General features: G+C 43.5%; 24 protein-coding genes and 2 pseudogenes. 17 read left to right on the top strand and 9 right to left on the bottom strand.

Annotation, left to right across the window (positions count from 1 at the left end):
* Positions 1-233: 233 nt before the first annotated feature.
* Positions 234-1,016 carry an alpha/beta fold hydrolase gene (locus LC653_RS37520; protein WP_229500308.1) on the bottom strand — a complete coding sequence of 261 codons (783 nt, stop codon included), beginning with the start codon at positions 1,014-1,016 and terminating at the stop codon, positions 234-236.
* 698 nt (positions 1,017-1,714) lie between these two features.
* On the opposite strand from LC653_RS37520, the gene LC653_RS37515 reads away from it, so the two are divergent.
* Complete coding sequence (locus tag LC653_RS37515) at positions 1,715-1,912, top strand: NblA/ycf18 family protein (RefSeq protein WP_229500306.1); 198 nt, start codon at positions 1,715-1,717, stop codon at positions 1,910-1,912.
* Positions 1,913-2,070: 158 nt separating this feature from the next.
* Here LC653_RS37515 and LC653_RS37510 read toward each other — a convergent pair whose 3' ends face one another.
* On the bottom strand, positions 2,071-2,253 hold the full coding sequence (locus LC653_RS37510) for a hypothetical protein (protein WP_229500304.1): 183 nt from the start codon (positions 2,251-2,253) through the stop codon (positions 2,071-2,073).
* A gap of 240 nt (positions 2,254-2,493) precedes the next feature.
* On the opposite strand from LC653_RS37510, the gene LC653_RS37505 reads away from it, so the two are divergent.
* Entirely contained in the window at positions 2,494-2,841 is a 348-nt protein-coding gene (locus LC653_RS37505; protein ID WP_229500303.1) for a hypothetical protein, read from the top strand.
* Positions 2,829-3,119, top strand: coding sequence for a type II toxin-antitoxin system RelE/ParE family toxin (locus LC653_RS37500; protein ID WP_229500301.1), 291 nt, complete (start codon positions 2,829-2,831; stop codon positions 3,117-3,119). Before LC653_RS37505 ends, LC653_RS37500 begins: the two co-directional genes overlap by 13 nt.
* Positions 3,120-3,146: 27 nt before the next feature.
* Here LC653_RS37500 and LC653_RS37495 read toward each other — a convergent pair whose 3' ends face one another.
* The 4 genes from LC653_RS37495 to LC653_RS37480 form a co-directional block, all read right to left on the bottom strand.
* Positions 3,147-5,387 (bottom strand): DUF3854 domain-containing protein, encoded by a 2,241-nt coding sequence (locus LC653_RS37495; RefSeq protein WP_229500300.1) that lies wholly within the window; start codon positions 5,385-5,387, stop codon positions 3,147-3,149.
* Positions 5,388-5,588: 201 nt separating this feature from the next.
* Positions 5,589-5,858, bottom strand: a complete 270-nt coding sequence (locus LC653_RS37490; protein WP_229500298.1) for a hypothetical protein — start codon at positions 5,856-5,858, stop codon at positions 5,589-5,591.
* Entirely contained in the window at positions 5,851-6,177 is a 327-nt protein-coding gene (locus LC653_RS37485; RefSeq protein ID WP_229500296.1) for a hypothetical protein, read from the bottom strand. The genes LC653_RS37490 and LC653_RS37485 overlap by 8 nt, the downstream gene beginning before the upstream one ends.
* A gap of 118 nt (positions 6,178-6,295) precedes the next feature.
* Positions 6,296-7,111: a hypothetical protein gene (locus LC653_RS37480; protein ID WP_229500294.1), complete on the bottom strand. Its 816-nt coding sequence runs from the start codon at positions 7,109-7,111 to the stop codon at positions 6,296-6,298.
* Between the two features lie 156 nt (positions 7,112-7,267).
* On the opposite strand from LC653_RS37480, the gene LC653_RS37475 reads away from it, so the two are divergent.
* The 11 genes and pseudogenes from LC653_RS37475 to LC653_RS37425 all read left to right on the top strand — a co-directional run bounded on the left by LC653_RS37475 (position 7,268) and on the right by LC653_RS37425 (position 15,336).
* The gene (locus tag LC653_RS37475; protein WP_179070305.1) at positions 7,268-7,510 is read left to right on the top strand and encodes a helix-turn-helix domain-containing protein; all 243 of its coding nucleotides are present in this window, start codon (positions 7,268-7,270) and stop codon (positions 7,508-7,510) included.
* A gap of 158 nt (positions 7,511-7,668) precedes the next feature.
* Positions 7,669-8,556 (top strand): hypothetical protein, encoded by an 888-nt coding sequence (locus LC653_RS37470; protein WP_229500292.1) that lies wholly within the window; start codon positions 7,669-7,671, stop codon positions 8,554-8,556.
* A gap of 423 nt (positions 8,557-8,979) precedes the next feature.
* On the top strand, positions 8,980-9,660 hold the full coding sequence (locus LC653_RS37465; protein WP_229500290.1) for a Rossmann-fold NAD(P)-binding domain-containing protein: 681 nt from the start codon (positions 8,980-8,982) through the stop codon (positions 9,658-9,660).
* A gap of 175 nt (positions 9,661-9,835) precedes the next feature.
* Positions 9,836-10,477, top strand: a complete 642-nt coding sequence (locus LC653_RS37460) for a fatty acid desaturase (protein ID WP_229500289.1) — start codon at positions 9,836-9,838, stop codon at positions 10,475-10,477.
* Positions 10,470-10,802, top strand: a complete 333-nt coding sequence (locus LC653_RS37455) for a styrene oxide isomerase (protein WP_229500287.1) — start codon at positions 10,470-10,472, stop codon at positions 10,800-10,802. Before LC653_RS37460 ends, LC653_RS37455 begins: the two co-directional genes overlap by 8 nt.
* Positions 10,803-10,929: 127 nt before the next feature.
* Positions 10,930-11,553 (top strand): serine aminopeptidase domain-containing protein, encoded by a 624-nt coding sequence (locus tag LC653_RS37450; RefSeq protein ID WP_229500285.1) that lies wholly within the window; start codon positions 10,930-10,932, stop codon positions 11,551-11,553.
* A complete protein-coding gene (locus LC653_RS37445) occupies positions 11,531-12,616 on the top strand; it encodes an HlyD family secretion protein (protein WP_229500284.1) in 1,086 nt (361 codons plus the stop codon). The genes LC653_RS37450 and LC653_RS37445 overlap by 23 nt, the downstream gene beginning before the upstream one ends.
* Positions 12,595-13,938, top strand: a pseudogene (locus tag LC653_RS37440) (ATP-binding cassette domain-containing protein); the annotation flags it as partial. The gene LC653_RS37445 and the pseudogene LC653_RS37440, both read left to right, overlap by 22 nt.
* Entirely contained in the window at positions 13,935-14,474 is a 540-nt protein-coding gene (locus LC653_RS37435; RefSeq protein WP_229500282.1) for an ABC transporter permease, read from the top strand. The pseudogene LC653_RS37440 and the gene LC653_RS37435, both read left to right, overlap by 4 nt.
* 5 nt (positions 14,475-14,479) lie before the next feature.
* Positions 14,480-14,830 carry an RNA-guided endonuclease TnpB family protein gene (locus LC653_RS37430; protein ID WP_229500280.1) on the top strand — a complete coding sequence of 117 codons (351 nt, stop codon included), beginning with the start codon at positions 14,480-14,482 and terminating at the stop codon, positions 14,828-14,830.
* Between the two features lie 167 nt (positions 14,831-14,997).
* The gene (locus tag LC653_RS37425) at positions 14,998-15,336 is read left to right on the top strand and encodes an ABC transporter permease (protein ID WP_308189208.1); all 339 of its coding nucleotides are present in this window, start codon (positions 14,998-15,000) and stop codon (positions 15,334-15,336) included.
* Between the two features lie 468 nt (positions 15,337-15,804).
* On the opposite strand, the pseudogene LC653_RS37420 reads toward LC653_RS37425, so the two are convergent.
* The 3 genes and pseudogenes from LC653_RS37420 to LC653_RS37410 all read right to left on the bottom strand — a co-directional run.
* Positions 15,805-16,764: pseudogene (locus tag LC653_RS37420) on the bottom strand (DUF3854 domain-containing protein); the annotation flags it as partial.
* Between the two features lie 377 nt (positions 16,765-17,141).
* Positions 17,142-17,507, bottom strand: coding sequence for an alpha-ketoglutarate-dependent dioxygenase AlkB family protein (locus LC653_RS37415; protein ID WP_229500275.1), 366 nt, complete (start codon positions 17,505-17,507; stop codon positions 17,142-17,144).
* A 155-nt stretch (positions 17,508-17,662) separates the two neighbouring features.
* The gene (locus tag LC653_RS37410; protein WP_229500273.1) at positions 17,663-17,908 is read right to left on the bottom strand and encodes an alpha-ketoglutarate-dependent dioxygenase AlkB family protein; all 246 of its coding nucleotides are present in this window, start codon (positions 17,906-17,908) and stop codon (positions 17,663-17,665) included.
* A 281-nt stretch (positions 17,909-18,189) separates the two neighbouring features.
* On the opposite strand from LC653_RS37410, the gene LC653_RS37405 reads away from it, so the two are divergent.
* The 3 genes from LC653_RS37405 to LC653_RS37395 are packed head-to-tail and all read left to right on the top strand — an operon-like array spanning position 18,190 to position 22,183.
* Positions 18,190-21,267, top strand: coding sequence for a CHAT domain-containing protein (locus LC653_RS37405; protein WP_229500271.1), 3,078 nt, complete (start codon positions 18,190-18,192; stop codon positions 21,265-21,267).
* A gap of 33 nt (positions 21,268-21,300) precedes the next feature.
* Positions 21,301-21,636: a hypothetical protein gene (locus LC653_RS37400; protein ID WP_229500270.1), complete on the top strand. Its 336-nt coding sequence runs from the start codon at positions 21,301-21,303 to the stop codon at positions 21,634-21,636.
* Positions 21,637-21,658: 22 nt separating this feature from the next.
* On the top strand, positions 21,659-22,183 hold the full coding sequence (locus LC653_RS37395) for a hypothetical protein (protein WP_229500269.1): 525 nt from the start codon (positions 21,659-21,661) through the stop codon (positions 22,181-22,183).
* The last annotated feature ends 106 nt before the right edge of the window (positions 22,184-22,289 follow it).

The raw sequence follows: 22,289 nt of genomic DNA, 5'->3' as shown, positions 1-22,289 counted from the left end.
GACGTAGTGCCGAGCGCCGTATACCTTGTGAATGCGTTGATTCAATGCCTGCGCGTTGGTTGTAAGTAGCTTTCCATTCAGGTGTTTTTTGAGTTTGTCGTCGAGTTTGGAGTGCTATATGTTGCACGTTTCCCTTTTTGCCTGCCAAAAGCCATAAATTTTGGTCAAAGGAGGCAAGGGGGCAGGGGGAACAACTGAGACGGAGCTTGTACTTTGTCCCGGTTTAAGCTGTATCAATATTGCTCAAGTTGAGAAATAAAATTCAGTATGAGTGATGTAAATTTCTCAGGATACCAGAGTCCCCATTCGTGGAAACCTTCTTCTACAGTAATTAATTTAGAGTCTGGAATAATTGCCGCCATTTCTTGAGCGTTCCTTAATGGTGTAGTTAGGTCTTTTTCTGACCATAATAATAAACAGGGAGCTTGTATTTCTGGTAATAGATGGCTGATATCTTCATATAAAGAAATTAGCAATCCTTGAATGACATTTACTGTGTTGAACAACAAGTTATAGGAGAAAACTAAAGGAATATCAACTAATTTCAATCTGCGTCTTGGGAGAAACAGTTGAGCGGTCATTTCGATTGCCCTTCGCGGGATCATCTCCGGTATAGATGGCGTAGGAATTCCAGTACTATCTATCAGAATTACACTTCTGACTTTTTGTGGAACAAGTGTAGATAAAGTAATAGCAATACCACCGCCAAATGAGTGTCCTACTATATGAAATTGTTGTAAATCCAAAACTTCCAAAAACGAAAGGAGACATTTGCTATAGCTAAGGTAATCGGGAAGTAGCCCAGAGTAAGTTGATCTCCTAAAACTGGGTAAGTCAGGAGCAATTATGGTATGGTGCTGTGCTAGTAGTTTCAGCACTTCTTGATAAGGCTCAGTAGAGATTCCCCAGCCGTGTAGAAATAGGATAGGGATTGAACTCAACTCCAACCTACTTTGCTGATAAAAAATAGTGCAATCTTGTAAATCGACCCGATGATTAGTTAATTGGGATTTCAAAACCGCAACCTCATTCGCTATGACTTGGTAAATTATTTCTACTGTGATGTAATAGTAGCAATCCCCTAGAGTTGAGGAAACTTTCTCAAGAATTATATAAATATGACTTATACAAATTTGGAATTCGCAATTAAGAAATTTAAATTAGTAGCATTTTCATAAATTGCATCTGTTGCCTAATTTTGAAGAATTGGTATTACTGAATCATGGGGGAATGGCACGAAGACTCATGTGAAACCTTGTCAGGGCTATCTTGTTGGGAGTAGCTGTAGACTGAGTGTGTTTCAGACAATTAAATACGAGTACGTCAAGCAGTTTAAGACATTCCTAATTGCCCACACCCAAACCTGCAACCCCGCACCCTTTCATCTACAAATACCAGGGATATACGCTTTTCACCCTTACCCAAAGGAATAATTGTATTGCCCATCTCTTCTTTTGAGCGATCGCCAGCCGCAAGCAGAGGCTAAAAATGCTTTTAAAAACCTCAAACTAGGAAAATTGAGAACTTAGGTTTTTACTTGGGTTGCCACAATGGAGTGATATCAAAGTTTTCAGCAGCAGATACGGCATTTCTAACTTACGTCGGTACGGTTTACACACCTTTGATTTTTGTAAAGTTATTGTAACATTTATTTATATAAAACAATATTTGCTTACATAAGCAAACTCAAATAAAAGAGTAGGTAATAAAAGCGATGAATCAACCCATTGAATTATCTTTAGAACAAGAATTTAGCCTTAGAACTTTTTCTGATCAAGTGCAGCAGATGTCCCGTGAACAAGCTCAAGAGTTTTTGCAGATATTGTATAAGCAGATGATGATAAGGGAAAAGACTTACCAGGAATTGCTCAAACATGAGTGGGAAGTTGGTTCAGGTTCAATCTTGGGCTAAAACAAATCTTGCTCCCGTTACTTTAAGCGACTTAGAAGATAACGAACACAATTGTTTTTTCAAGGGCAAGGCAATAGAGATTATTTGCTCCAAACTGGGAAAGTGCAAAATAACCGACTCACAGTAACGGTTTTGATGGAACAGTGTACTACTCTGACCTACACCACCGCCAGCCAATTACATACCACAGATGTACAACCGCTCCCAAAGTTAACCCAAACCTGCCATTGCCCCAAATACCCATTCCAGTAAGGCTCCCCATCAACAATACCAACAGCCTCACCAACTTGGGAGACTAGCTCAGTATAGAACCGACCAGCGCTGCCCAGCCCAAGCTGCATTTTCAGCTTCAGCCCCTGCAAACTAAGAGTAGCAGGACTTTCAACCTGATTTAATCTTTGGGAGGTTGTGTCAGTTATTTGTGCTTCGTAACTCTATATATTAGTGTCTGACACCAAATCAGAATTGACATTTTGAGCGCTGGCTAAGTTATAGACATGGTTTAGTATAGGCTTAGTTAGAATTAGATATGCAGGTATTACGTTGAATTATAATGTTTTGCGACAAAAATCAAATACTATATGACAGCCAACAATATTAAACAGCAAATTTTAGAGCATCTTGAGGCATTGCCAGGGGAGCAGGTAAAAAGTCTGCTCAAAACATGGTTGACTGTAACTGATGGAGACTTAGAAGATTTTGAGCAGTTACTCAGTCATGAATCTACTCAAAGTATAGAAGAAATCTATGATTACGGTGAAATAGATACAACATTAAATTTCCAGCCACTGACCCAAGCCCAAATGGTTGAGCAAAGCCGTAAAGCTCTGGAAGCATACCGTAGAACAGGTACAGGAGTAGCACATGAGCGTGTGCGTGAATGGGCAGATTTTTTAGGAACCGATGAAGAACGTCCATGTCCCAGATAGTTTGGACACAAACGGCGATTGATGACTTAAATCGTCATTACGATTTTATCAAACTTAATAATGCTGATGCCGCAGCACGGGCAGTACAAGCAATTGTCTCTTCGGGTGAGAGTCTACAAGAAAATCCCCGTCGAGGTGCGATTGTCGATGAGATAGCAGGATTACGAAAACTTGTAGTTTTTTTTGGAAAATACGACTTTATAATTCACTACGTTATTCTTGAGGATGATGTTGTAATCTTACGCATCTATCACGGGCGAGAAAATCGACCTCGCTAATCAGATGTCTCATTGCCTTTTAGTCTACTACACCCCCACCAACCAATCGCACACCACAGACGTACAGCCGCTCCTAAAGTTAACCCAGACCTGCCACTGCCTCATGTATGCATTCCAGTAAGGCTCACCATCAGCAACGCCAACAGCCGAGCTGATTGTGGAGACTAGCTGTTGATAGAACTGACCAGCGCTGTCCAGTCCAAGGCGCATTTTCAGCTTCAGCCCTTTCCACCCGTGGGTAGTAGGACTTTCAATCTGATTTAATGTTTGGGGAATGTCATGTGATATTGTGCCAGTCACTTGTGTTGGGAATTCTATATTATTGCTGCCTGACACCAACTCACGATTTAATGCTTCATCCCGATTGAACCACTGCCCAAAAATCGAATCACGCTCATCATCAGGGGCAACAAACTGGTAAACGCACTCCCGATTTTCACGCTTACCCAACCGACCAACATAATCCAACTTCAAATCAATCTTGGCAAGTAACTTCTGTGCGATCGCAATCGGTGTGTGTTTTTCAGAAATGGAAACATTCAAGTAATTCTTGATAACGTGCCGATGCGTTACAGCCAGTGCTTTAAACTCCACCATCTTCTCGTCAGTCCCACGTAGCTGAACGTCTGGTGTAAGAAACTGCAACAGATTCAGATTTTCGAGTAACAGTACAGCAGGCAATAACTGCCCCTTGTTAAAATCTGGTTTCCAAATCGAATTCTCTCCCGCCTCTAACTGCGCTTTTGCTCGTTTGGTATCACGGTTGGTCAGAAATTCCCGCCCCAGCGTCAAATAATAGTGCATCCGCAGTTGAGGATACCAGCCGTCGTTATCTTTCTCGACTAACTCAGGGGTTACGTCAGAAACATCGGCACTAGATAGGTAAATCTTTCCCTGACTGCTGCCTAAAACATTCTGTACCAGTTGTTTGAGGTTTTTGAGAACAGATACCCGACGCTTCTGCACTTCAGTACCAGAGTTAAGCAAATGCCAGAATACTTGGTCACATTCATCAATAATAATTACATCATTTGACCAGTCATTAGGGTTGAATCGCGCCTGACTTTCTTGATGCAGTGAATCAACACACACCCCATATCCTAATAATGTGCCTGTTTCATTCGTGTGGACTTCGGTAACATAGTTAACACCAAACCGATTACACAACGCTTCACCCAGTTGAATGCGATGAGTGATAATTAATACCCTCTGTCCAAGGTCATGTGCTTTCGCCACCTCAGTTGCCAGCCATTCGGTTTTACCAGTGCCTTTGGGAGCTTTGAGAATGATGAGTTTTTCATCTTCGGGGACGAGAAGTTGTCCGAGGAATCTTTGGTTGAGTGCGATTGACGGCGGGTAAGTCAGCAGTGTGAAAAGCTTAATCTCCCACAACTCTAGTACAACGGCAGTGTTGTAGAGCGCGTCAAATGCCGGCTGCCCTTTAGCAACGATAAAATCATCGACCCCTTTCTCTGCTCCTAACGGTAAATCAATCACTCGCAGAGAACAGCCCTCATTTACAAGCAGCCGTCCCATGCGACTGATGGCGGTTCTGACTCGCTGGACTGTCTCAGGTTTATTGTCCTGGTCAAAGCAGATGTTAACAAGTCTCCCCTGTGTTGCAAAATGTTTCAAGTCGGGAATCAGAAATGGTTTACCGATGGCGTTACCGTACTCATTAGTAGGCGTGCGGTATCCAGCGTTTACTCCCGGAATTGCGATCGCAGCATAACCAGCAGTCAGTAATGCCCCTGCTTTTTTGACACCTTCGACAATTGTGACTGGAACATTATGCCTCCAAACCCAATGCCAAAATCCGCCAGGGTGCTGTAGGTTAAATTCTGTGATCGGAATGCCGCAACGTAGGGAGACTTTCACCCAGATGCGATTCGGTACTAAGAGGAAAAAAGCGCGTGTCTCTTCTCTGTATGGGTGTTCGTACTTGATGAACTTGTGGATCTTCTGGCGATCTCTTCGAGGTTGGTCGGGTTTAAAACAGCCCCACATCATCAGGACGTAGTTGTTGAGGGGGTCAACGCCAGAACACCACCAGCCGCCTAGTTCAATGTGCTGGTATTTCTTTAAATCCCGATCGCGCAGTCGTCCATCGTTGCGGCGGGAGATTTTGGGACTGTAGAGCAGATATTCGTAGGGTAAAGTCCCAGACAGCGATTTCACATTCAGGTGAAAGATTTCTTCGTCAACTCCACTGCCCTGCCATTCTTGTAGATGTTTAGCTTGAGAATCGGTTTCATTTATACGAAGCATGATGTATTTCCTCTATTTTTTGACGCATGGTGCAGGATGCGGCATTACACCCATGCCGCCGATTCAACTTTCTGCAATACTTTTGCTGGCTATGAAGTCGTCATTAAGCCAGCATTGCTCTGGGAAAAGGTTTTTGGGGTTGGGTTAAAGGAGTGAGAACAATTCCTTTGCCCTTTCCCCCTTACCCTTCTCATCTCCCGCCTACGTGTGGTCGAAACGTGAGATTAATACGTGTACTAACGACTTTGTTGGTCTTGGGAACTTGGTGCAGATGTGTGGACTGGCAATCTCCAACAAAAAGCCGCGTCCCGTGTTCTGTACTTGCACCAGTTCTCTATCCAGCAGTGTTTGAATAACTGAATTTGAAACTTGGCATTGGAGAGAGTGCAGAGGAACACAACCACCACAAAGTTGAAGTAAACGCAGCAGATGGTTGGCTCTACGATCAAAGTTGTCTGTAGAATTAGCCATTGATGCTACCTCCAGTGATGGCAAATAAGTGTTGTTGCAGAATTGCTGTTTGCTGTTGATAAAACTCAATCTCTGCGCGTATCTGTAAGAATAATTCTTCAGGTGTAAGTGGTTGGATTTGAGACTCCTGAAAGTGGAACAATTCATCAGAGTTTTTATTAGGCATCAGAGCATAACGCCAGCCACCACCGAATTGTTCAGCCAGTTCTGTACCATTCGGGTAGTAATGAAGCCCCAGAATTATGCCCTCTTTAGTACGTTGATCCAAAGCGAAGCGAGGGTAGCCCCAGTGTTTGGGGATTGATATTGTGGGTTGCATATTGATTGGTGAGTGAAGGGATTAATGAGGGTAAGGGGGAAAGGGGAAAGGGGAAGGGAATGAAGAAATTTACCTTTAACCTTTCCCCTTTAACCTTTTTCCAGGCGAAGCCTACTCTTTACGCCGTGACTAACTCTGCTTTCTCCAGCAGCCGTTGCAATTTATCGCCAGTTAGCTGTTCTAGCGGTTGATCTAAAAAATATTCATCAAAAATGGATTTAGCATCAGTAGACACGTCCACCATCGACAGCCGCCAGACTGCATCCATTGCCGAATCACAGGGGATGTGCTGCTGGGTTGCGTCTGCGGCGCGTGTGAACCACCAGTCGCCGTCAGTCTGTCCGACTTCGCCTAATTTGCGATTGCCAGTGTAAATTCCATCGTCCAGGATTTCAAACCCAAACTTTTCGCATTCGTTGAAAATCTGCGCCATGACTTCGTTACCAGTGGTGCATGGTGTTGCAAGTTGTTCCTGCACTGGCAGTGTGCCATCTTTGTAGTGAGTGCAGATGAAGCGATGACAGCGCATTACGGTATTGGCACGAAATACTTCTTTGTTGTTGACCATGACTACCCAACGTTGGGTTAAGTGGTTGTCATCATGGCTGATGCTGGCTATCAGTTCATCACCAGCATAATATTCGTGATCGCCAAACGAGATTTCGACTATTCTGAGGGGTTCGGGAGCTACAACTTGGGCTTGGTCAGCGATGTAGCTGTCGAGTTCGGCTTGAGCAAGGGCTTGATTGTCGGGGGCCGCAGTGGTGACTTTCTGAATCTTGCTGGCTTGGTAATTAGCGATCGCACTAACCCAAGAATCCTTGCAGCGTTTGTCCCTTACTTCAACTGTACAGGCGATTTCGCTGTAGATTTGCTTTAGACGGGCAATGGATTTCAGTTGCAGCTGTTGATGGCTGTAGATTTGGTATGTCATGATTAATAAGTTCCTGTTGGGACAGAAAGCGCTCTAGATTCGCAGTCCGGGCGCTTTCTTTATATTTTTATTGTATCCTCTCACTAGACATTTTGTCAAGTGTAACTCTACAATTTACATAGAATCTACGAAATGATTGAATAGAGAGGATTGTTCATGTCTATAGATGTGCAAATAGAACGGGTTATACGGGTTGATGCCCCTGGCATCGGAGCAAGAATTAAAGAAGCCAGAGAGCGAGATCCACGATCGGTAGAAGAATTGGCAAAAGCGGCCGATATGACTCGTGCTAATTGGTATCGAATTGAACGTGAAGAAAATGATGTTTTACCAGAACCAACTCTTCGCAAAATTGAAGAAGTTTTAGGCGTGGATTTTGGAGTGCGTTTTGATGATTAATCCTGCCAGTGTCATTCCTCCTACTCTTTCTTCGGTTTCTGTTGACGAGTTATTACTAAAGGCACTGCGCTTGGCGCAATCGCAGTTAAGTCCCACACTCAAAACCTATTTGCAATCGGCTCTAAGCAAATGCGACTAAACCAAAAAGAGGTGGAGTAATGAATAAACCACCCCGTAAGCGCAACAAAGCCACCTCTGCTTCATCCAGTGAGGACACACCACCAGATAACCAAGACATTGAAGAAAACCCAGCTACAGCAACAATTACAGTTAGTGCTGTTGAAGTAACAGAATTGACCCAGGAGGAGCAAAGCGATCGCTTGCACTTGGAGAGGAAAGTGGAGCGGGCGTTTTTTGAAGCAGGCAAAGCTTTAATAGAATTACGCGATCGCAGATTGTACCGCTCCACGCATTCAACCTTTGATGAGTACTGTTTGGATAGATTTGGCTACAATCGTTCCCGTTCTTACCAGCTAGTCGATGCGGCAATTGTTGTGGACAACCTGCAAAAATGTCCACAAATTGTGGACATTTTGCCGACAGCAGAGGGGCAAGTTCGACCCATGACAAAGCTTGAACCCCAGGAACAGCAAGAAGTGTGGTTAACGGCAGTAGAACTTGCTGGTGGTAAAGTGCCGACTGGTAGAATCGTCAAAGACGTGGTGCAAACAATAATGGAACGCACCAAAGTCCCAAATCCTTACCATATAGGGGAAGTCTGCCTCCTTATTGCCAAGGATAATCCTGATTTACGAGGAAAAGGCGGGAATTGGGGCATCGTTAACCATGTGGGCGAATTCAGTTGCACAGTCACAATGTGGGATGGGGAGTACACTGTGAGAATCGACCACCTCAAGTCATTGAACTACTTGGAGTCGGAATGTCAGCAGATGCAGGTAATTTGCGATCGCATCAGTCGAATATATTCCAGTGCGTTGGAGGAATCGGTGCAGAAGTTTTTGGAAATGCTGGGGAAGCTGAACCGCGCTTATTTGACAGCTTTGCAAGAAAAAGTGTTGAGCTTGCTAGAGTTAGAATGCAAGTAGCTTTTAAGTTATTGAAGGGTAATTTATCTGCGGTAGCAAGCATTGTAGCAGTGATAAGATATCGGACATGGGCTGATTGTGGTTTTTGAGTTGTCGTTGTGAGAGACAATAACTCTACTACATCGGCCCTCTCTCCTCATCCTCTTATTTTGGCTAAGGTATTGATTAACCCAGATTTTTGCCAAGCTTACTTCTTTAGGACGTATTCATCCCGTTTCTACAGGCATTGAACCCTCGTAAATTGGCTAAGGTATTGCTAATAAAACAACCTTTGTTCAAGGTGACTACCTACAGGATGATATCAGCCCTGCTTTTGAAGGTATTGAAGGAATCATCTTCGTAGCAGGAACTGACTATCGAAAGCTTATCCGTGGAAGTGCATGGGACTATTTCTATCATACTAATGTTGAAGCAACTGCACGCTTGTTTCAGAAAGCTGAGAAAGCTGGCATACAGCGGGGTGTGTTTGTAACATCTTACTACCAGGTAGTTGATCCAGGACTGATTGTCGATCATCCCTATGTCCGCAGCCGTGCAGAGTCAGAAGAAGCGGCCCTTCATGCTTGCAGTGGAAAACTGACTTTATCTATGATCCAACCATCCTGGGCAATTGGTCTCGGTTTTGCTGGACATTTAAGTCTTCCAGGCACTTATGTGAAGTGGGTGCGTTCTCCGGCTCCGCTGTTTGCACCGCCTGGTGGTACAAATTTTGTGGCAGCATCATCGCTAGGACATGCGATCGCCACCGCACTTGAGAAAGGTAAACATGGCGATCGCTATCTCATCGGGGATGAAAATATCACCTGGGCTGAACTCCTGGAACGTTTTGCCCGTGCCGCTGGCCGCCAGACAAAAGTTCATACTATTCCCAAAGGACTTGTGCACGCAAGCGGTACTAGCATCGCATGGTGTCTCCGATTGCTCGGATATGAGTCAGGATTAGAACCTCACAAGTGGAGTCGCTCTTGTGTTGAAAAATTGTACTTTGATCCTTCACCAACTCAACAAATTTTACAATACCCAAGAGGCAATATTAATCAAGTAATTGCCAACATAGTCAATAGTGAATCAACAATTCCAGCGTTAAGTTCATCAGTCGTCTAACCGACACTCTGCACCCTCAAGTGTCACACTAAAAATTTTCAGCTTTTGAGGTTTTTCGTATTAAATACAACATTAATCTGCATAAAAATGCGAAAAAACCGATTGTGACAGTTGTGGGTGCAGAATATCGGATTTGAAGTTTATTAACATAAAGTCCACAAATATCTTTGAAGCAATGACACTAAATAACATAGATCAAAGACCTCCAATGCCCGTAGAATTTTACGAGCCATCAATACTAGGAGCTACAGGATTAATAGCTTATGCCATAACCCTGTTCTTAGTTCCAGCAGTGCTTTGTCGTCTGATTTCGACTTCATTTGACTCTTTAATACTTAAAATCATCCTAATAGTGCCGCTAACAATTATTGCTGGGTTTGGATTACAGATTCTAGGTATTGTAGGTCATGAAGGCATACACATGTCACTTTGTCGCAATAAGATACTAGGCCTACTCATAGGACTTTTCTTGACCTCTTCGATATTAACTTATATAGAGATGGGGCTTGCAATTCGACATTGGGATCATCATCGATTTACCAACCAGCCTTCCGATCCTGATATTCAGCTAGTAAGTAACCTGAAGACATGGTGGCAGAGGCTACTTTTCACTCGGATAGTAGCTAACTCTACCTACATCAAAATCACTCTGAATCAAGCTTTAGGTGGCCCTTGGCCGTGTGTATATAAGTTGCCTCTTGAGTACTCAACTATCCGGATTTTTTGTTGGATCAATTTTGCTTTTGCGTTATTTTGGCTCGCCATTTCTTATAGCTTTACTATGTGGTATTCCCTATGGACACGCAATTGTGCATAAAAAAAGTGACGAAACAATCAGGGCTTGGAAGTTAGCTCATGGTTCTTTAGCACTTGGGGGAACTACAAATTTTGCTCTAGTAGGAGTTCTTTCATCTCTGCAAGTGCCAGGAGTAATTAAGTGGATAATTGCTATTGCATTTATCTCATCAGCATACGGTTTTGTATTTGGCTTGTTACTTGAGCCTATATTGTGTGAACGAGGCTTATCTTGGTCTGGTACATCTGCCAATAAAGTTGTGTTTGTAGGCAATACCATTGGTGCAATCGGTTCTTTAGTCGGAGCAGTTGTTCTGGTATATGCAGCATACAAATCTTTGATATGAACCAAGTCATATCATGTTCGGATGAATACTTATAATTAGGGCTGACGCAAAGACGCGGGGACGCGGAGAATTTTGAATTATAAGTAATTAAGCGAACTTAATACCAATTATTATGAAGCAAACAGTGATGTTTAACCAAAGATTTCCCTCAGAGAAAATTGCAATTACCGCAGCAGATGGGCGCAAGTTGTCCGCTAGGTGGTGGCAGGGAGCAAATGCTTTTGAACGCAGTTTAGTCTTTATTCCAGCATTTGCTGCTCCGCAGGCGTACCTCCAATGGTTCGCTGCTTACCTGGCTCAACAGGGATGGGGGGTTATGACTTTTGATTATCGAGGGATAGGCGCATCAAAAGATGAGCAACTGGACTCCTTTGTGACTCTTGACGATTGGGTCAATCTTGACATTCCGGCTGCCATCTTTGAAGTCAAACGCAGAACCGGAGCGCATTTCTTGGGAGCGATCGCGCACAGTGTAGGAGGCCAGTTATTAGGGCAGAGTCCAGTTCGCCAATCTATTGATGGCGCTCTGTTTATATCTTCCCAACGGGGTATCCCCAAGTTGTTTCAGGGGATGGCTCGCCTACGAATACACTATGCATACACGGTTTTCCCGGTTTTAATCTGGATGTTTGGCTATTTACCGATTTCAAAGTTGACTTTACCACAACCATGTCCAAGCAAAGTGCTGCTGCAATGGATGCGATTGGGTCGAAGCGGTATATTCACTAATGATTCCCAAATCAACGAATAACAAAAAAGCAAATTTTACCTCCTTAGTTAGTGCTAAGTCACTGTTTGAAGATTCGGAAACATTTGATACAAAGATATCTGAGCAAGGCAAGCGTAAACTTTCTTGGTGGTTGCTAATTTCATTAAGTTTATTACTAACGGGGGTAGCTGTATCAACTTGGTATTTGTTGGCATCCCACCCGCAAACAAATGTACTAAGGGTAAGCGGTCGTATAGAAGGTTATGAAACTGATATAGGGGCGAAAGTAGCGGGACGCATCGAGTTTGTAGCAGTGCGAGAAGGAGATCCAGTTCACCAAGGTCAAATCATTGTCAAGTTGGATGATGCAGAAATTCAAGCGCAACTAAAAGGTGCGATCGCCCGTTTAGATGCCACGCACATACAACAAGAACAAGCAAAGTTGCAAATTAATTTCCTCCAAAGTCAGATTTTGGAGACTCAACTTTCCTTGCAACAAGCACAGAAAGACGCCAAAGGTAGGATTTTCCAGGCAGAGTCGTCAGTTGCCTCAGCTCAAGCGCAGTTAAATCAAGCGATCGCTCAATTGCAACAAGCCAAATCAGAGTTGAAATTAGCACAGATGAATCGCGATCGCTACGCTAAATTGGTAGCAGCAGGAGTGATCGCCATGCAACAATTTGACCAAGCCCAAACAAGCTTTGAAACTGCTCTTGCCAACCTCAAATTACATCAAGCAGCGGTGGCAACCTTTGGAAAATTAGTCAATTCTGCCGAAGGTCAATTGACCCAAGCCCAAAGCACAGGATTAAATCCCTCTATACGCAACGCACAACTAGCGGGGTTACGCACGCAATTGGTACAGACACGCTTAAAATTAGCTACAGCCCAAGCTGATGTAGCTAATGCTGTAGCTGCTCAACAGGAGACTAAAGCCAAAATTGCCGATCTGAATGTCACCAGTCCCATTGAAGGGATAGTTATCAGCCGGAATGTTGAACCAGGAGCAGTTGTAACTGCTGGTAAAACCCTGCTAACCGCGATCAATCCTAATACAGTTTACCTGCGTGCTTTTATACCCCAAGGCGAGATCGCGTTGCTTTAATGTATGAAGGTGAGATTCAGCAAATTGGCACCCTTTCCCAGTTGCGTGAAAGTTTAGGTTTACAACGTTTAAAAGTGCGGACTAATAATATAGAAGCAGCTGAGCAAGTACTGCACGAGGCGATAAACAACAAACAAACATCTATTGTTGATGTGCAAACCTTTGGAGATCGGTTGGATGTGCTAGTTAAAAATGCTGCGATCGCTTCAACAGCAGTTCAGACAATTTTTAGTCAGCAACAGCTACAACTTGACAGCATACAAACTGTTGATACCACTTTAGAAAACGTTTTCGTTACCCACCTGCGTGTAGCTGGTAAAGACCCGGAATTTATTTCTTTTCCTCGGACAAAAAAAATAACTGATGACCGGAAAATACCCAATCTTTCACCTATCGCTATTGCTGCAAACAAATTGAGAAAGGTCTTTGACGACTTTCAGGCGGTTAAAGGTGTAGATATAGAAGTGCATTATGGCGAAATTTACGGCTTACTAGGAGCAAATGGTGCAGGAAAGACAACTACAATTAAGATTCTCTGCGGTTTGCTACAACCAACATCCGGAAAAATTTCTTTAGCAGGACAAACTCAAAATCTGCGTAGTGATGCCGTGCGGCAACGTATTGGTTACATGAGCCAAAAATTTACGCTCTATGATGATTTGACTATTATCCAGAATCTAGAATTTTACTGTGGGGTTTACAGTGTGCCGACTCGGTTACGCCGCAACAAGATTGACTGGGTACTGGCAACTTGTGGCTTAGTCGGGAAAGCAAACATGCTTACAGGCCAACTGCCAGGAGGATGGAAGCAACGAGTAGCTTTTGGGGCGGCAGTGATGCACGAACCAGAAATTTTGTTTCTAGATGAACCCACATCAGGAGTAGATCCCTTAGCACGTCGTCAATTCTGGCGGTTGATTAATGAATTTGCCAGGTCAGGTACAGCAGTGTTGGTGACTACTCATTATTTAGAAGAAGCAGAACAATGCAACCGTATGGGATTTATGGTGGCGGGTGAGGTAGTAGCCCAAGGTTCGCCGAGTGAAATTAAAGCTTCTCAATCTGGTCAGCTGCTAGAGATAGTTACCGATAAAACCCAAGATGCCGCTAATTTACTGAAAACTCAGTTAGCACCTTGGCGAATGTCGATTTTTGGCGATCGCTTGCACCTTGTTAGCGATCGTCCTGACTTTGATATTCCCCGTATCCGTTCAATTTTACAAATGAATGGGATTAATCTTCATTCTCTACGACCGATTCCCTTTTCTCTGGAGGATTCTTTTATTGGTATTGTGCAACACGCTCAACAAAGTGAAAGATGAAAAAAATATGGACTCAATGCATCAAAGAGTTAGCACAACTTCAGCGAGAGCGTCTGACTGTGGCCCTAGTTTTTCTGCTGCCCTTGATTACCTTACTGCTATACGGCTTTGCCATCAGACTCGAGCTAAAAGCGATTCCCCTAATTGTTCAAGACTTGGATCAAAGTCCACTTAGCCGCACCTACATCGAACGTTTGTTTGCTACCAACCAGTTCAAAGCTACGCCCTTAGATAGTGGGCAGTGGACAGTCTCCGCAACATTAGACTCTCGCATTTTCGATCCCACGCAAGCGATCGACCGTGGCATCGCTAAAGCAGCCTTGGTGATTCCACCTGGTTTTTCCCGCCGCCTCAAATCTGGCAAGATCGGCACGTTTCAAGCCCTGATCGATGGCACAGATGTCAATAACGCACGTGTGATTGAAAATACTATTCGCGCAACGGCTGACTTCTTTCTCAAAAGTGTTGGTTTACAACCAAATAGCAGCCAGATAACTGCCGAGATCCGTCTATCGCCGTTGAGGATTTGGCTGTGAAGAATATGGTCAAAAATAGGAACCTTGCCCTCTCTATTAGTGACGCTAGTTGGTCGGAATTGGTCAGACAACTTGAATATAAGTGCAACTGGTATGGTCGTACTTTTGTCAAGACTGACCGATGGTTTCCGAGTTCTAAGCGGTGCGCTGAGTGTGGGCACATCGTTGAAAAGCTGCCTCTTAATATTCGGGAATGGGACTGCCCTGAATGCAGCGCTCACCATGACCGGGATGTGAACGCAGCCAAAAACATACTCGCCGTAGGACTTGCGGTGAAAGTCTGTGGAGCGAACGTAAGACCGGATAGGCATGAGTCTGATGGCAGTTGCTATGAAGCAGAAAAATCTAAGAAGTGATTCTTGGAATCCCCGTGCGTTTACGCCGGGGAGGATGTCAAAATAATTCGTAATTGATAATTCGTAATTCGTAATTATTACCCCACACCTAAAGGTGGGGGCTTGAATAATGAATAAATTTATTTTTTTCATTAATAAATTAAGGGGCTTGTACCCTTAATGAATTAATTATTAATTACGAATTACGAATTACGAATTATTCGGTCAAAGGGACGATTTTCAGCAACCAGCAACAGACTCAACTCGTATCGTTCTCGATTAATGTGCCGTTGATCCTCCTCTCCGGTACAATCACACCTATTGAAAGTATGCCGTTGCTGTTTCAGTACTTATCTTTGCTAAATCCACTACGTCACTATATCTTGATTGTACGTGGTATTTTGCTCAAGGGTATTGGTCTGCAAGTACTTTGGCCAAATGCGATCGCATTATTGTGCTTCGCTACTATTATATTCGTAGTCAGTATTAATAAATTTCGCAGTCAGATTACCTTAAAGGTTAGCTAGTACCACATTTGATAGTCCTTGGAAGCAAATTTACTTTACTGCTAACTCAGACTAGTGCGTAATGGCAACGTTATAGCGGTTATCGATTTAATGAGAACACTAAAGTCCCTACTGTAAAATCATTTCAGCAAAGTTTTTGTATCTCACTCAACTGCACACCGCTATAATCTCCCTGATGAAAATCACATTCTCTTCAGATCGGCTATTTTCCGAGTGAATAGCCCACACCCGTAGCTGACGGTCTTCGGCTGATTCCGGTGTTTCGTCGCTATCATCTATCAATGTCCCATCATTCAGCGCTCGTTCCAACTTTTTGATGAACCGCTTGCTGTCGCTGACCATCATCAGTTTTTTACCGGACATAAGTTGAGCATGAAAATCTGCAACTATTGCGCTGCTGTTTTTACCTTCATACCAGTGAACTTGACGACCACCTGAGCGATATTCGTTTTTGATAATGTAAGGTTTTTCCCCAGCCGGACGCATTCTGAGGAAAAATTCAATGGTCAAATCATCAAGGTGAGCATCTGCCAATACTACCAACTTTGCATTGTAAACCAGATACTCCAGCACTTCCAGAATAGCCCCCCGGTGATATGCACAGGTTTTGGATTTGAGCAGATGGGCGAGATACTGACAGGCAAGTTGGAGAATTACTTGACAGGTGCGGCGAGTAGCAGCAAAAACCTGCTGTTTGGTTTTGGGTTTGCTTTCGTAGTCGAAGAGGATAATGAATTTGCGCCCTTTTTGAGCCATTGGGACTAAATCAGGGTGCAGGTATTCCAAGTCTTCCTTGCCCACTCGACCGTTCCAGATTCCAGGGAGTGCGATCGCTACATACCCCAAAGTTAGGAGACAAGCAGCTTTCTTCTCGCCCTCCGTAAGGCATACAGGGATTTCGGGGTGAGCCATTACCCAAGCCCAGAAACCCAGTGCTTCACCTTCTTCAGTAACGGTAATATATTCTGGCATTGGCACGTCATAGCGCAGGGCTATCAACCGCCAGATGTGTAGCGGGACTCTCAAATAAGTAACTCGATTGGGAGTTTTGGGTGGCGATTCGTACTTGACTGGTTTTTGAGTTTGTTCTTGAGTTGTCTTATCCGATTCTAAGCGGGGGCAATCAGGTTTCATCCGTCCCCAGTCCTGAGGTTGCCAGTCGTTTCGGGGGTCGAGTCCGCTAACCCACCATGCACCCTCCTCTGCGTGGGCATATCTTCTCAAGTACCCATCGCGCAGTCGCCCATCGTTACGTCTGGCAGTTTGGGGCAGAGCGTATAAAAGGTACTCGTATACTTGCGAACCACTAAGAGAACGGACATTCAGGGCAGTGAGTTTGGGGTCAACGGCGGAATTGACTACCCATTCATGCCAATGGTTAGGAGCTAATTGATTATTTGGATTTTGATGTGTATCAATTATGTTCATATTTCCTCCAAAAATAAACGCATGGATAAGTTAGCGGTATATGGGCATACCGCTAATGGATGTTGGTTACGCAGACACGGGTTAAAGAAGCGTTAAATGAATATCAGCAATCAACAAGGGTGTGTTATGAGTATGAAAGCTGGAAAAGTGAGAGCAAGCGTCTACTGGTACATTTGTACTAGTCAAGCAGTCAGAATAACCGATTTTGGGCAGTTAAGGAATCCAATCACTATGAAATCTCCTCTTGATTTTGGGTTTGAAGCTTAAAGGTATTGCTGCTAGGTTGTTTGAGATAGGTTTTAAGCTTTGTAAAGAAAAGCATTGTTTTGTCACCAAGGGTTTTAATCATGATTTGACTTGGTGTCATAGAGTTGTGTTTATCTACTCCCTCCGGTGTGTGGTCGGAATGTGAGATTAATACGTGTGCTAACCACTTTGTTGGTTTTAGGAACCTGATGCAGATGTGTAGATTGGCAGCCTGGGTGCATTACAAGCAGGCTCCCGTGTTCCAGCCAAAAGTCTGTTGGTCTGCCGCCGATGGGTTTAATTTGAAACTTGCGACATGACCCCAGGCTTACCGATGCGATCGCAGGGTTGAATCCCATCGATGGTTCATTATCTGCGTGCCAACCGATGCTGTCCTGTCCACTGCGGTACTGATTTCCGATAACGATGCGGAACTTGTAGCCAGTTAATGCGGTGATCCTATCTCGTAACTTAGACAGAGCATCTGTCCAAGTCAAAATAATTCGTAATTGATAATTCGTAATTCGTAATTATTACCCCACACCTAAAGGTGGGGGCTTGAATAATGAATAAATTTCTTTTTTTCATTAATAAATTAAGGGGCTTGTACCCTTAATGAATTAATTATTAATTACGAATTACGAATTACGAATTATTCGGTCAGGGGTTTCAAAAATACGCTGTTGGAGTAAAGATAATCACATCTGTAGTCCCCGTAAATGCACTCCAGGCGGGGAACGGGCATTGTTTTACCCGCAATTCTGATTTGATTCTGTTGCCACTCCAGTTTCAAACAGTGCTGGTAAAGTTCATTGGCTTGTTCAAGACTTAAGAAATCAGGATAGTAGGTGACTGGCAGAACTGGTGCTGATTCAGCAAATAAATTGAGTTGTTGCATGGTAGTTTTTTACAAGTAAAGAACGTGTAACTGAAGGAATTGCTGTTAGTTTTGACCAGTAGAGAAAACCTCAATCAAAACACTCTCTGGATACAAACCAACTTTTCCAAATCGTGGATCATGAATGCGTTCTATTTCTATTCCAAGATTCCGACACAATGCACTTGCTTTTCTACCTTTAGTGCTAATCGGGTAAAGTTTGTGGAATGGTCTTTGCGTAAAGTTTCATAATTGTTTCCTCTGGGATTAAGAGTTAAAAATCTTCGGCAATCTCCAGCAACATGGTGGAAATTGCGATTGCTGGTTATGAACTTGTGTTCACCGTGTTCACCCGCGATGCCTTGCCGCAACATTGGGCGACGACGCAAAATAATCTGGGGACTGCTTACGCTAACAGAATATTGGGAGAGAAAGCACACAATTTAGAATTGGCGATCCAATACTACTCTGCTGCTTTGTCGGTAAGAACCAAAGACGCCTTGCCGCAAGATTGGGCAGAGGTGCAAAAGAATTTGGGGAGTGCTTACTTGTACAGAATATTGGGGGAGAAGGCACAGAATTTAGAATTGGCGATCGCATCTTATACAAATGCTTTATCAGTTTACACCAAGGACGCCTTTCCCCAAGATTGGGCTCAGACGCAATGTAATCTGGGGAAAGCCTACTGTGAAAGAATCGAAGGCGAGGAAGCACAAAATATAAAATTGGCGATCGCATCTTATACAAATGCTTTGTCAGTTTACACCAAGGACGCCTTCCCCCAATATTGGGCGACGGTGCAAAATAGTCTGGGGGCTGTTTACTGCGACAGAATCAAAGACGAGAAAGGACAAAATATAGAATTGGCGATCACATCTTTCACGAAAGCTTTAGAAGTTAGAACTAAGGACACCTTCCCGGAAGATTGGGCGATGGTGCAATTTAATCTGGGGAATGCTTACGGTAACAGAATCAAAGGCGAGAAAGCAGAAAATATAGAATTGGCGATCACATTCTACTCTGCTGCTTTGTCAATTTACACCAAGGACGCCTTCGCGGAACAATGGGCAAACACGCAATATAATCTGGGGATTGCTTATGGTAAAAGAATCGAAGGCAAGAAAGCAGAAAATATAGAATTGGCGATCGCATTCTACTCTGCTGCTTTGTCAGTTTACACCAAGGACACCTTCCCGCAACAATGGGCAGACACGCAAAATAATCTGGGGATTGCTTACGGTAAAAGAATCAAAGGTGAGAAGGCACAAAATGTAGAATTGGCGATCAAATCGTTTATAAATGCTTTGTCAGTTTACACCAAGGACGCCTTCCCACAAGATTGGGCAGACACGCAATTTAATCTGGGCAATGCTTACTTTTATAGAATATTGGAGAAGAAAGCACAGAATTTAGAAGACGCAATCGCATCCTACTCTGCTGCTTTGTCCGTATTAACCCGCGACGCCTTCTCGCAGCAATGGGCAGACACGCAAAATCATTTGGGCAATGCTTACCGTGACAGAATATTGGGTGACAAAGCACAGAATTTAGAAGACGCAATCGCATCCTACTCTGCTGCTTTGTCCGTATTAACCCGCGACGCCTTCCCGCAAAATTGGGCGATAACGCAAAATAATCTGGGGATTGCTTACTTTTACAGAATATTGGGGAAGAAAGCACAAAATATAGAATTGGCGATCGCATCTTACACCGCTGCTTTGTCCGTTTACACTAAAGACGCCTTCCTGCAAGATCAGGCTCAGACGCAAAGTAATCTGGGGAATGCTTACTCCAACAGAATATTGGGAAACAAAGCACAGAATTTAGAAATGGCGATCCAATACTACTCTGCTGCTTTGTCCGTATTAACCCGCGACGCCTTCCCGCAAGATTGGGCGACGACGCAAAATAATCTGGGGATTGCTTACTCTGACAGAAAATTGGGGGACAAAGCACAGAATTTAGAAATGGCGATCCAATACTACTCTGCTGCTTTGTCGGTAAGAACCAAAGACGCCCTGCCACAAGATTGGGCAGACACGCAACATAATCTGGGCAATGCTTACCTTGATAGAAACAGAATATTGGGGAAGAAAGCACAGAATTTAGAAGACGCGATCGCATCCTACTCTGCTGCTTTGTCGGTAAGAACCAAAGACGCCTTCCCGGAAGACTATGCTGAGACATTATGTAGCCTGGGTACTACTTACCAAAACGCACAACGCTTTAGCGATGCTTACACAACTTTTAAATCTGCTATTGAAACAGCGGAGTTATTGCGGGGGGAAATTGTTTCTAACGATGAAAGCAAACACAAGCAAGCGGAAAAATGGAACCGTTTTTACCGCAGCATGGTAGAAGTTTGTCTGGAGTTGAAAAAACCTACGAAAGCAATTGAATATATTGAGCGTAGCAAAACCCGTAACTTAGTGGAACTTATCCTTGAGCGCGACCTAAATACTATTTTTCCTCCAGAAGTTGTCACTGAACTAAAACAACTTCGAGACGAAATTGCTAGCGGTCAGAATCAACTCCAAAATCACAAAGCCGAAAACCCAACAGCCCTAGCGCAACATCTCCAGCAGTTACGAGAGAAACGCAAAGAATTACAAGACAGCTACCTCCCCATTGGTTATGGCTTCAAGTTTGACCAATTCCAAGCAACTTTAGATAAGCAAACTGCCGTTATCGAGTGGTACATCACCAATGCAGGCATTGAGACATTCATTATCACCCGTGATAGTCTCCAGCGCTTGAACATATCTAACCAAGCTGATGAGAAAAAAGCTTTGGTAGATTGGTTTTACGGGTATTTCAACGCTTACTATCAGCCAGAAAAAACTGAGTGGAAAAATAGTCTTGCCTCTCGCCTGAGTCACCTCGCTGCAATTTTGCATTTGGAAGACATTCTCAAGTTAGTACCACAGAGTTGTTCGCACCTTGTTCTCATTCCCCATACTCTTCTACATCAATTTCCTCTTCACGCACTTCCTTTGGCTAACGGCGATTTCTTATGCGAGATTTTTCCCAACGGCATAAGCTACGCCCCCAGTTGTCAACTGCTGCAACAGGTACAAAAGCGACAACGCCCTAATTTTCAATCCCTGTTTGCGATTCAAAACCCCACAGAAGACCTCTTTTTTACTGATTTGGAAGTAGAAAGCATATTATCTTACTTTCCCAGACATCAAGTATTACTCAAAGAACAAGCCACAAAAGCTGCCTTATCTCAAGCTGCAATACAATTAAAACAAGCGAATTATCTCCACTTTTCTTGTCACGGTTTCTTCAACTTAAATTTTCCCCAAAACTCCTTCCTACTATTAGCAGATGCCTATTGTCACTCTATAATTTTACTAAAACAGAGACATCACCAGTAAATTTTTAATCCAAAATATTCACTTGAAAATCCTATGACCTCAGATCCTTTGCTTCAAAATCTTCCTGCTCTCCTTGAAACTAAACCCGAACTATTTTCTTCTGCTGACCTCCAAGATATGCTGCAAACCTTAGCACCATTGGAAAAGAACTCCCCAGAAAACGCTGACCAGATTCTCAGGGAATGGTGTAAAGCACGACGACCCATCCGCGATGCACTGAGAAACTTGGCGAGCGATCGCGCAGAAGTAAAAAAGGTCAAACCCTCCGAACCTAATGATTCAAAGCGGACTACTAACTTCTTCCAAGAATTGAGCCAGCAGGTAAAAGAAAAACTCGAACAACAAAACCAGAGTCAAAATAAACAATAGCTATCAAGCCCTGCTTACATTAATGTCCGCCAAAATTTATGCTCCTAATATCCATTTATTTGCCTTTCATCTGAAAGACAGCAATCAACCTAACTTACTCTGGGACAAATGCAATTACCTTCTCTCTCAAAAATTTGGTGTCACCAAACCACTGGAAATAGAAGAACATGAAGGATATCGAGTTGACCTGCTGAAAGATAAAACTCTGGATGATGTATCTCTTCAATTTGAGAGTATAGTTTATCAAAATGGTACATCATTACCTATAGCTGGATTTGCCACTCCCCTCCGCATTCACGATAGTTATGTGCTTGCTTTAAACCTACGTCGTCCCGAAGAGGAAAACCACAAAAAGACAAACCCTGTAGAGTTAAACTTTTTAGAACTTATCAACCCTTCTGGGTGTTTAATGCCGAGTGAAATGGGTAGTTCCCTGGGTCAAACTATACTTTTGACTGTTTGGTACACACCAGATAAACAATTGTTGTCTTGGAAGTCTCCACAAAATCGTCAACAATTAAGGGAGTTAGGGACTTCCAGAGAATAAAATATACAGCCAATAAAAATGATAATCATTTTCATAGGAGAGAGGGGTTGCCGACGGCAACCCCTCTCTCCCCCAATAAATATGCAAGACAAATGTCTGCACAAAG

The sequence above is a fragment of the Nostoc mirabile CHAB5784 genome, from assembly GCF_020829645.1.
Classification (GTDB): domain Bacteria; phylum Cyanobacteriota; class Cyanobacteriia; order Cyanobacteriales; family Nostocaceae; genus Nostoc; species Nostoc mirabile.
Note: the sequence above shows the minus strand (reverse complement) of the source record. Positions and strands in the feature narration are given on the sequence as shown.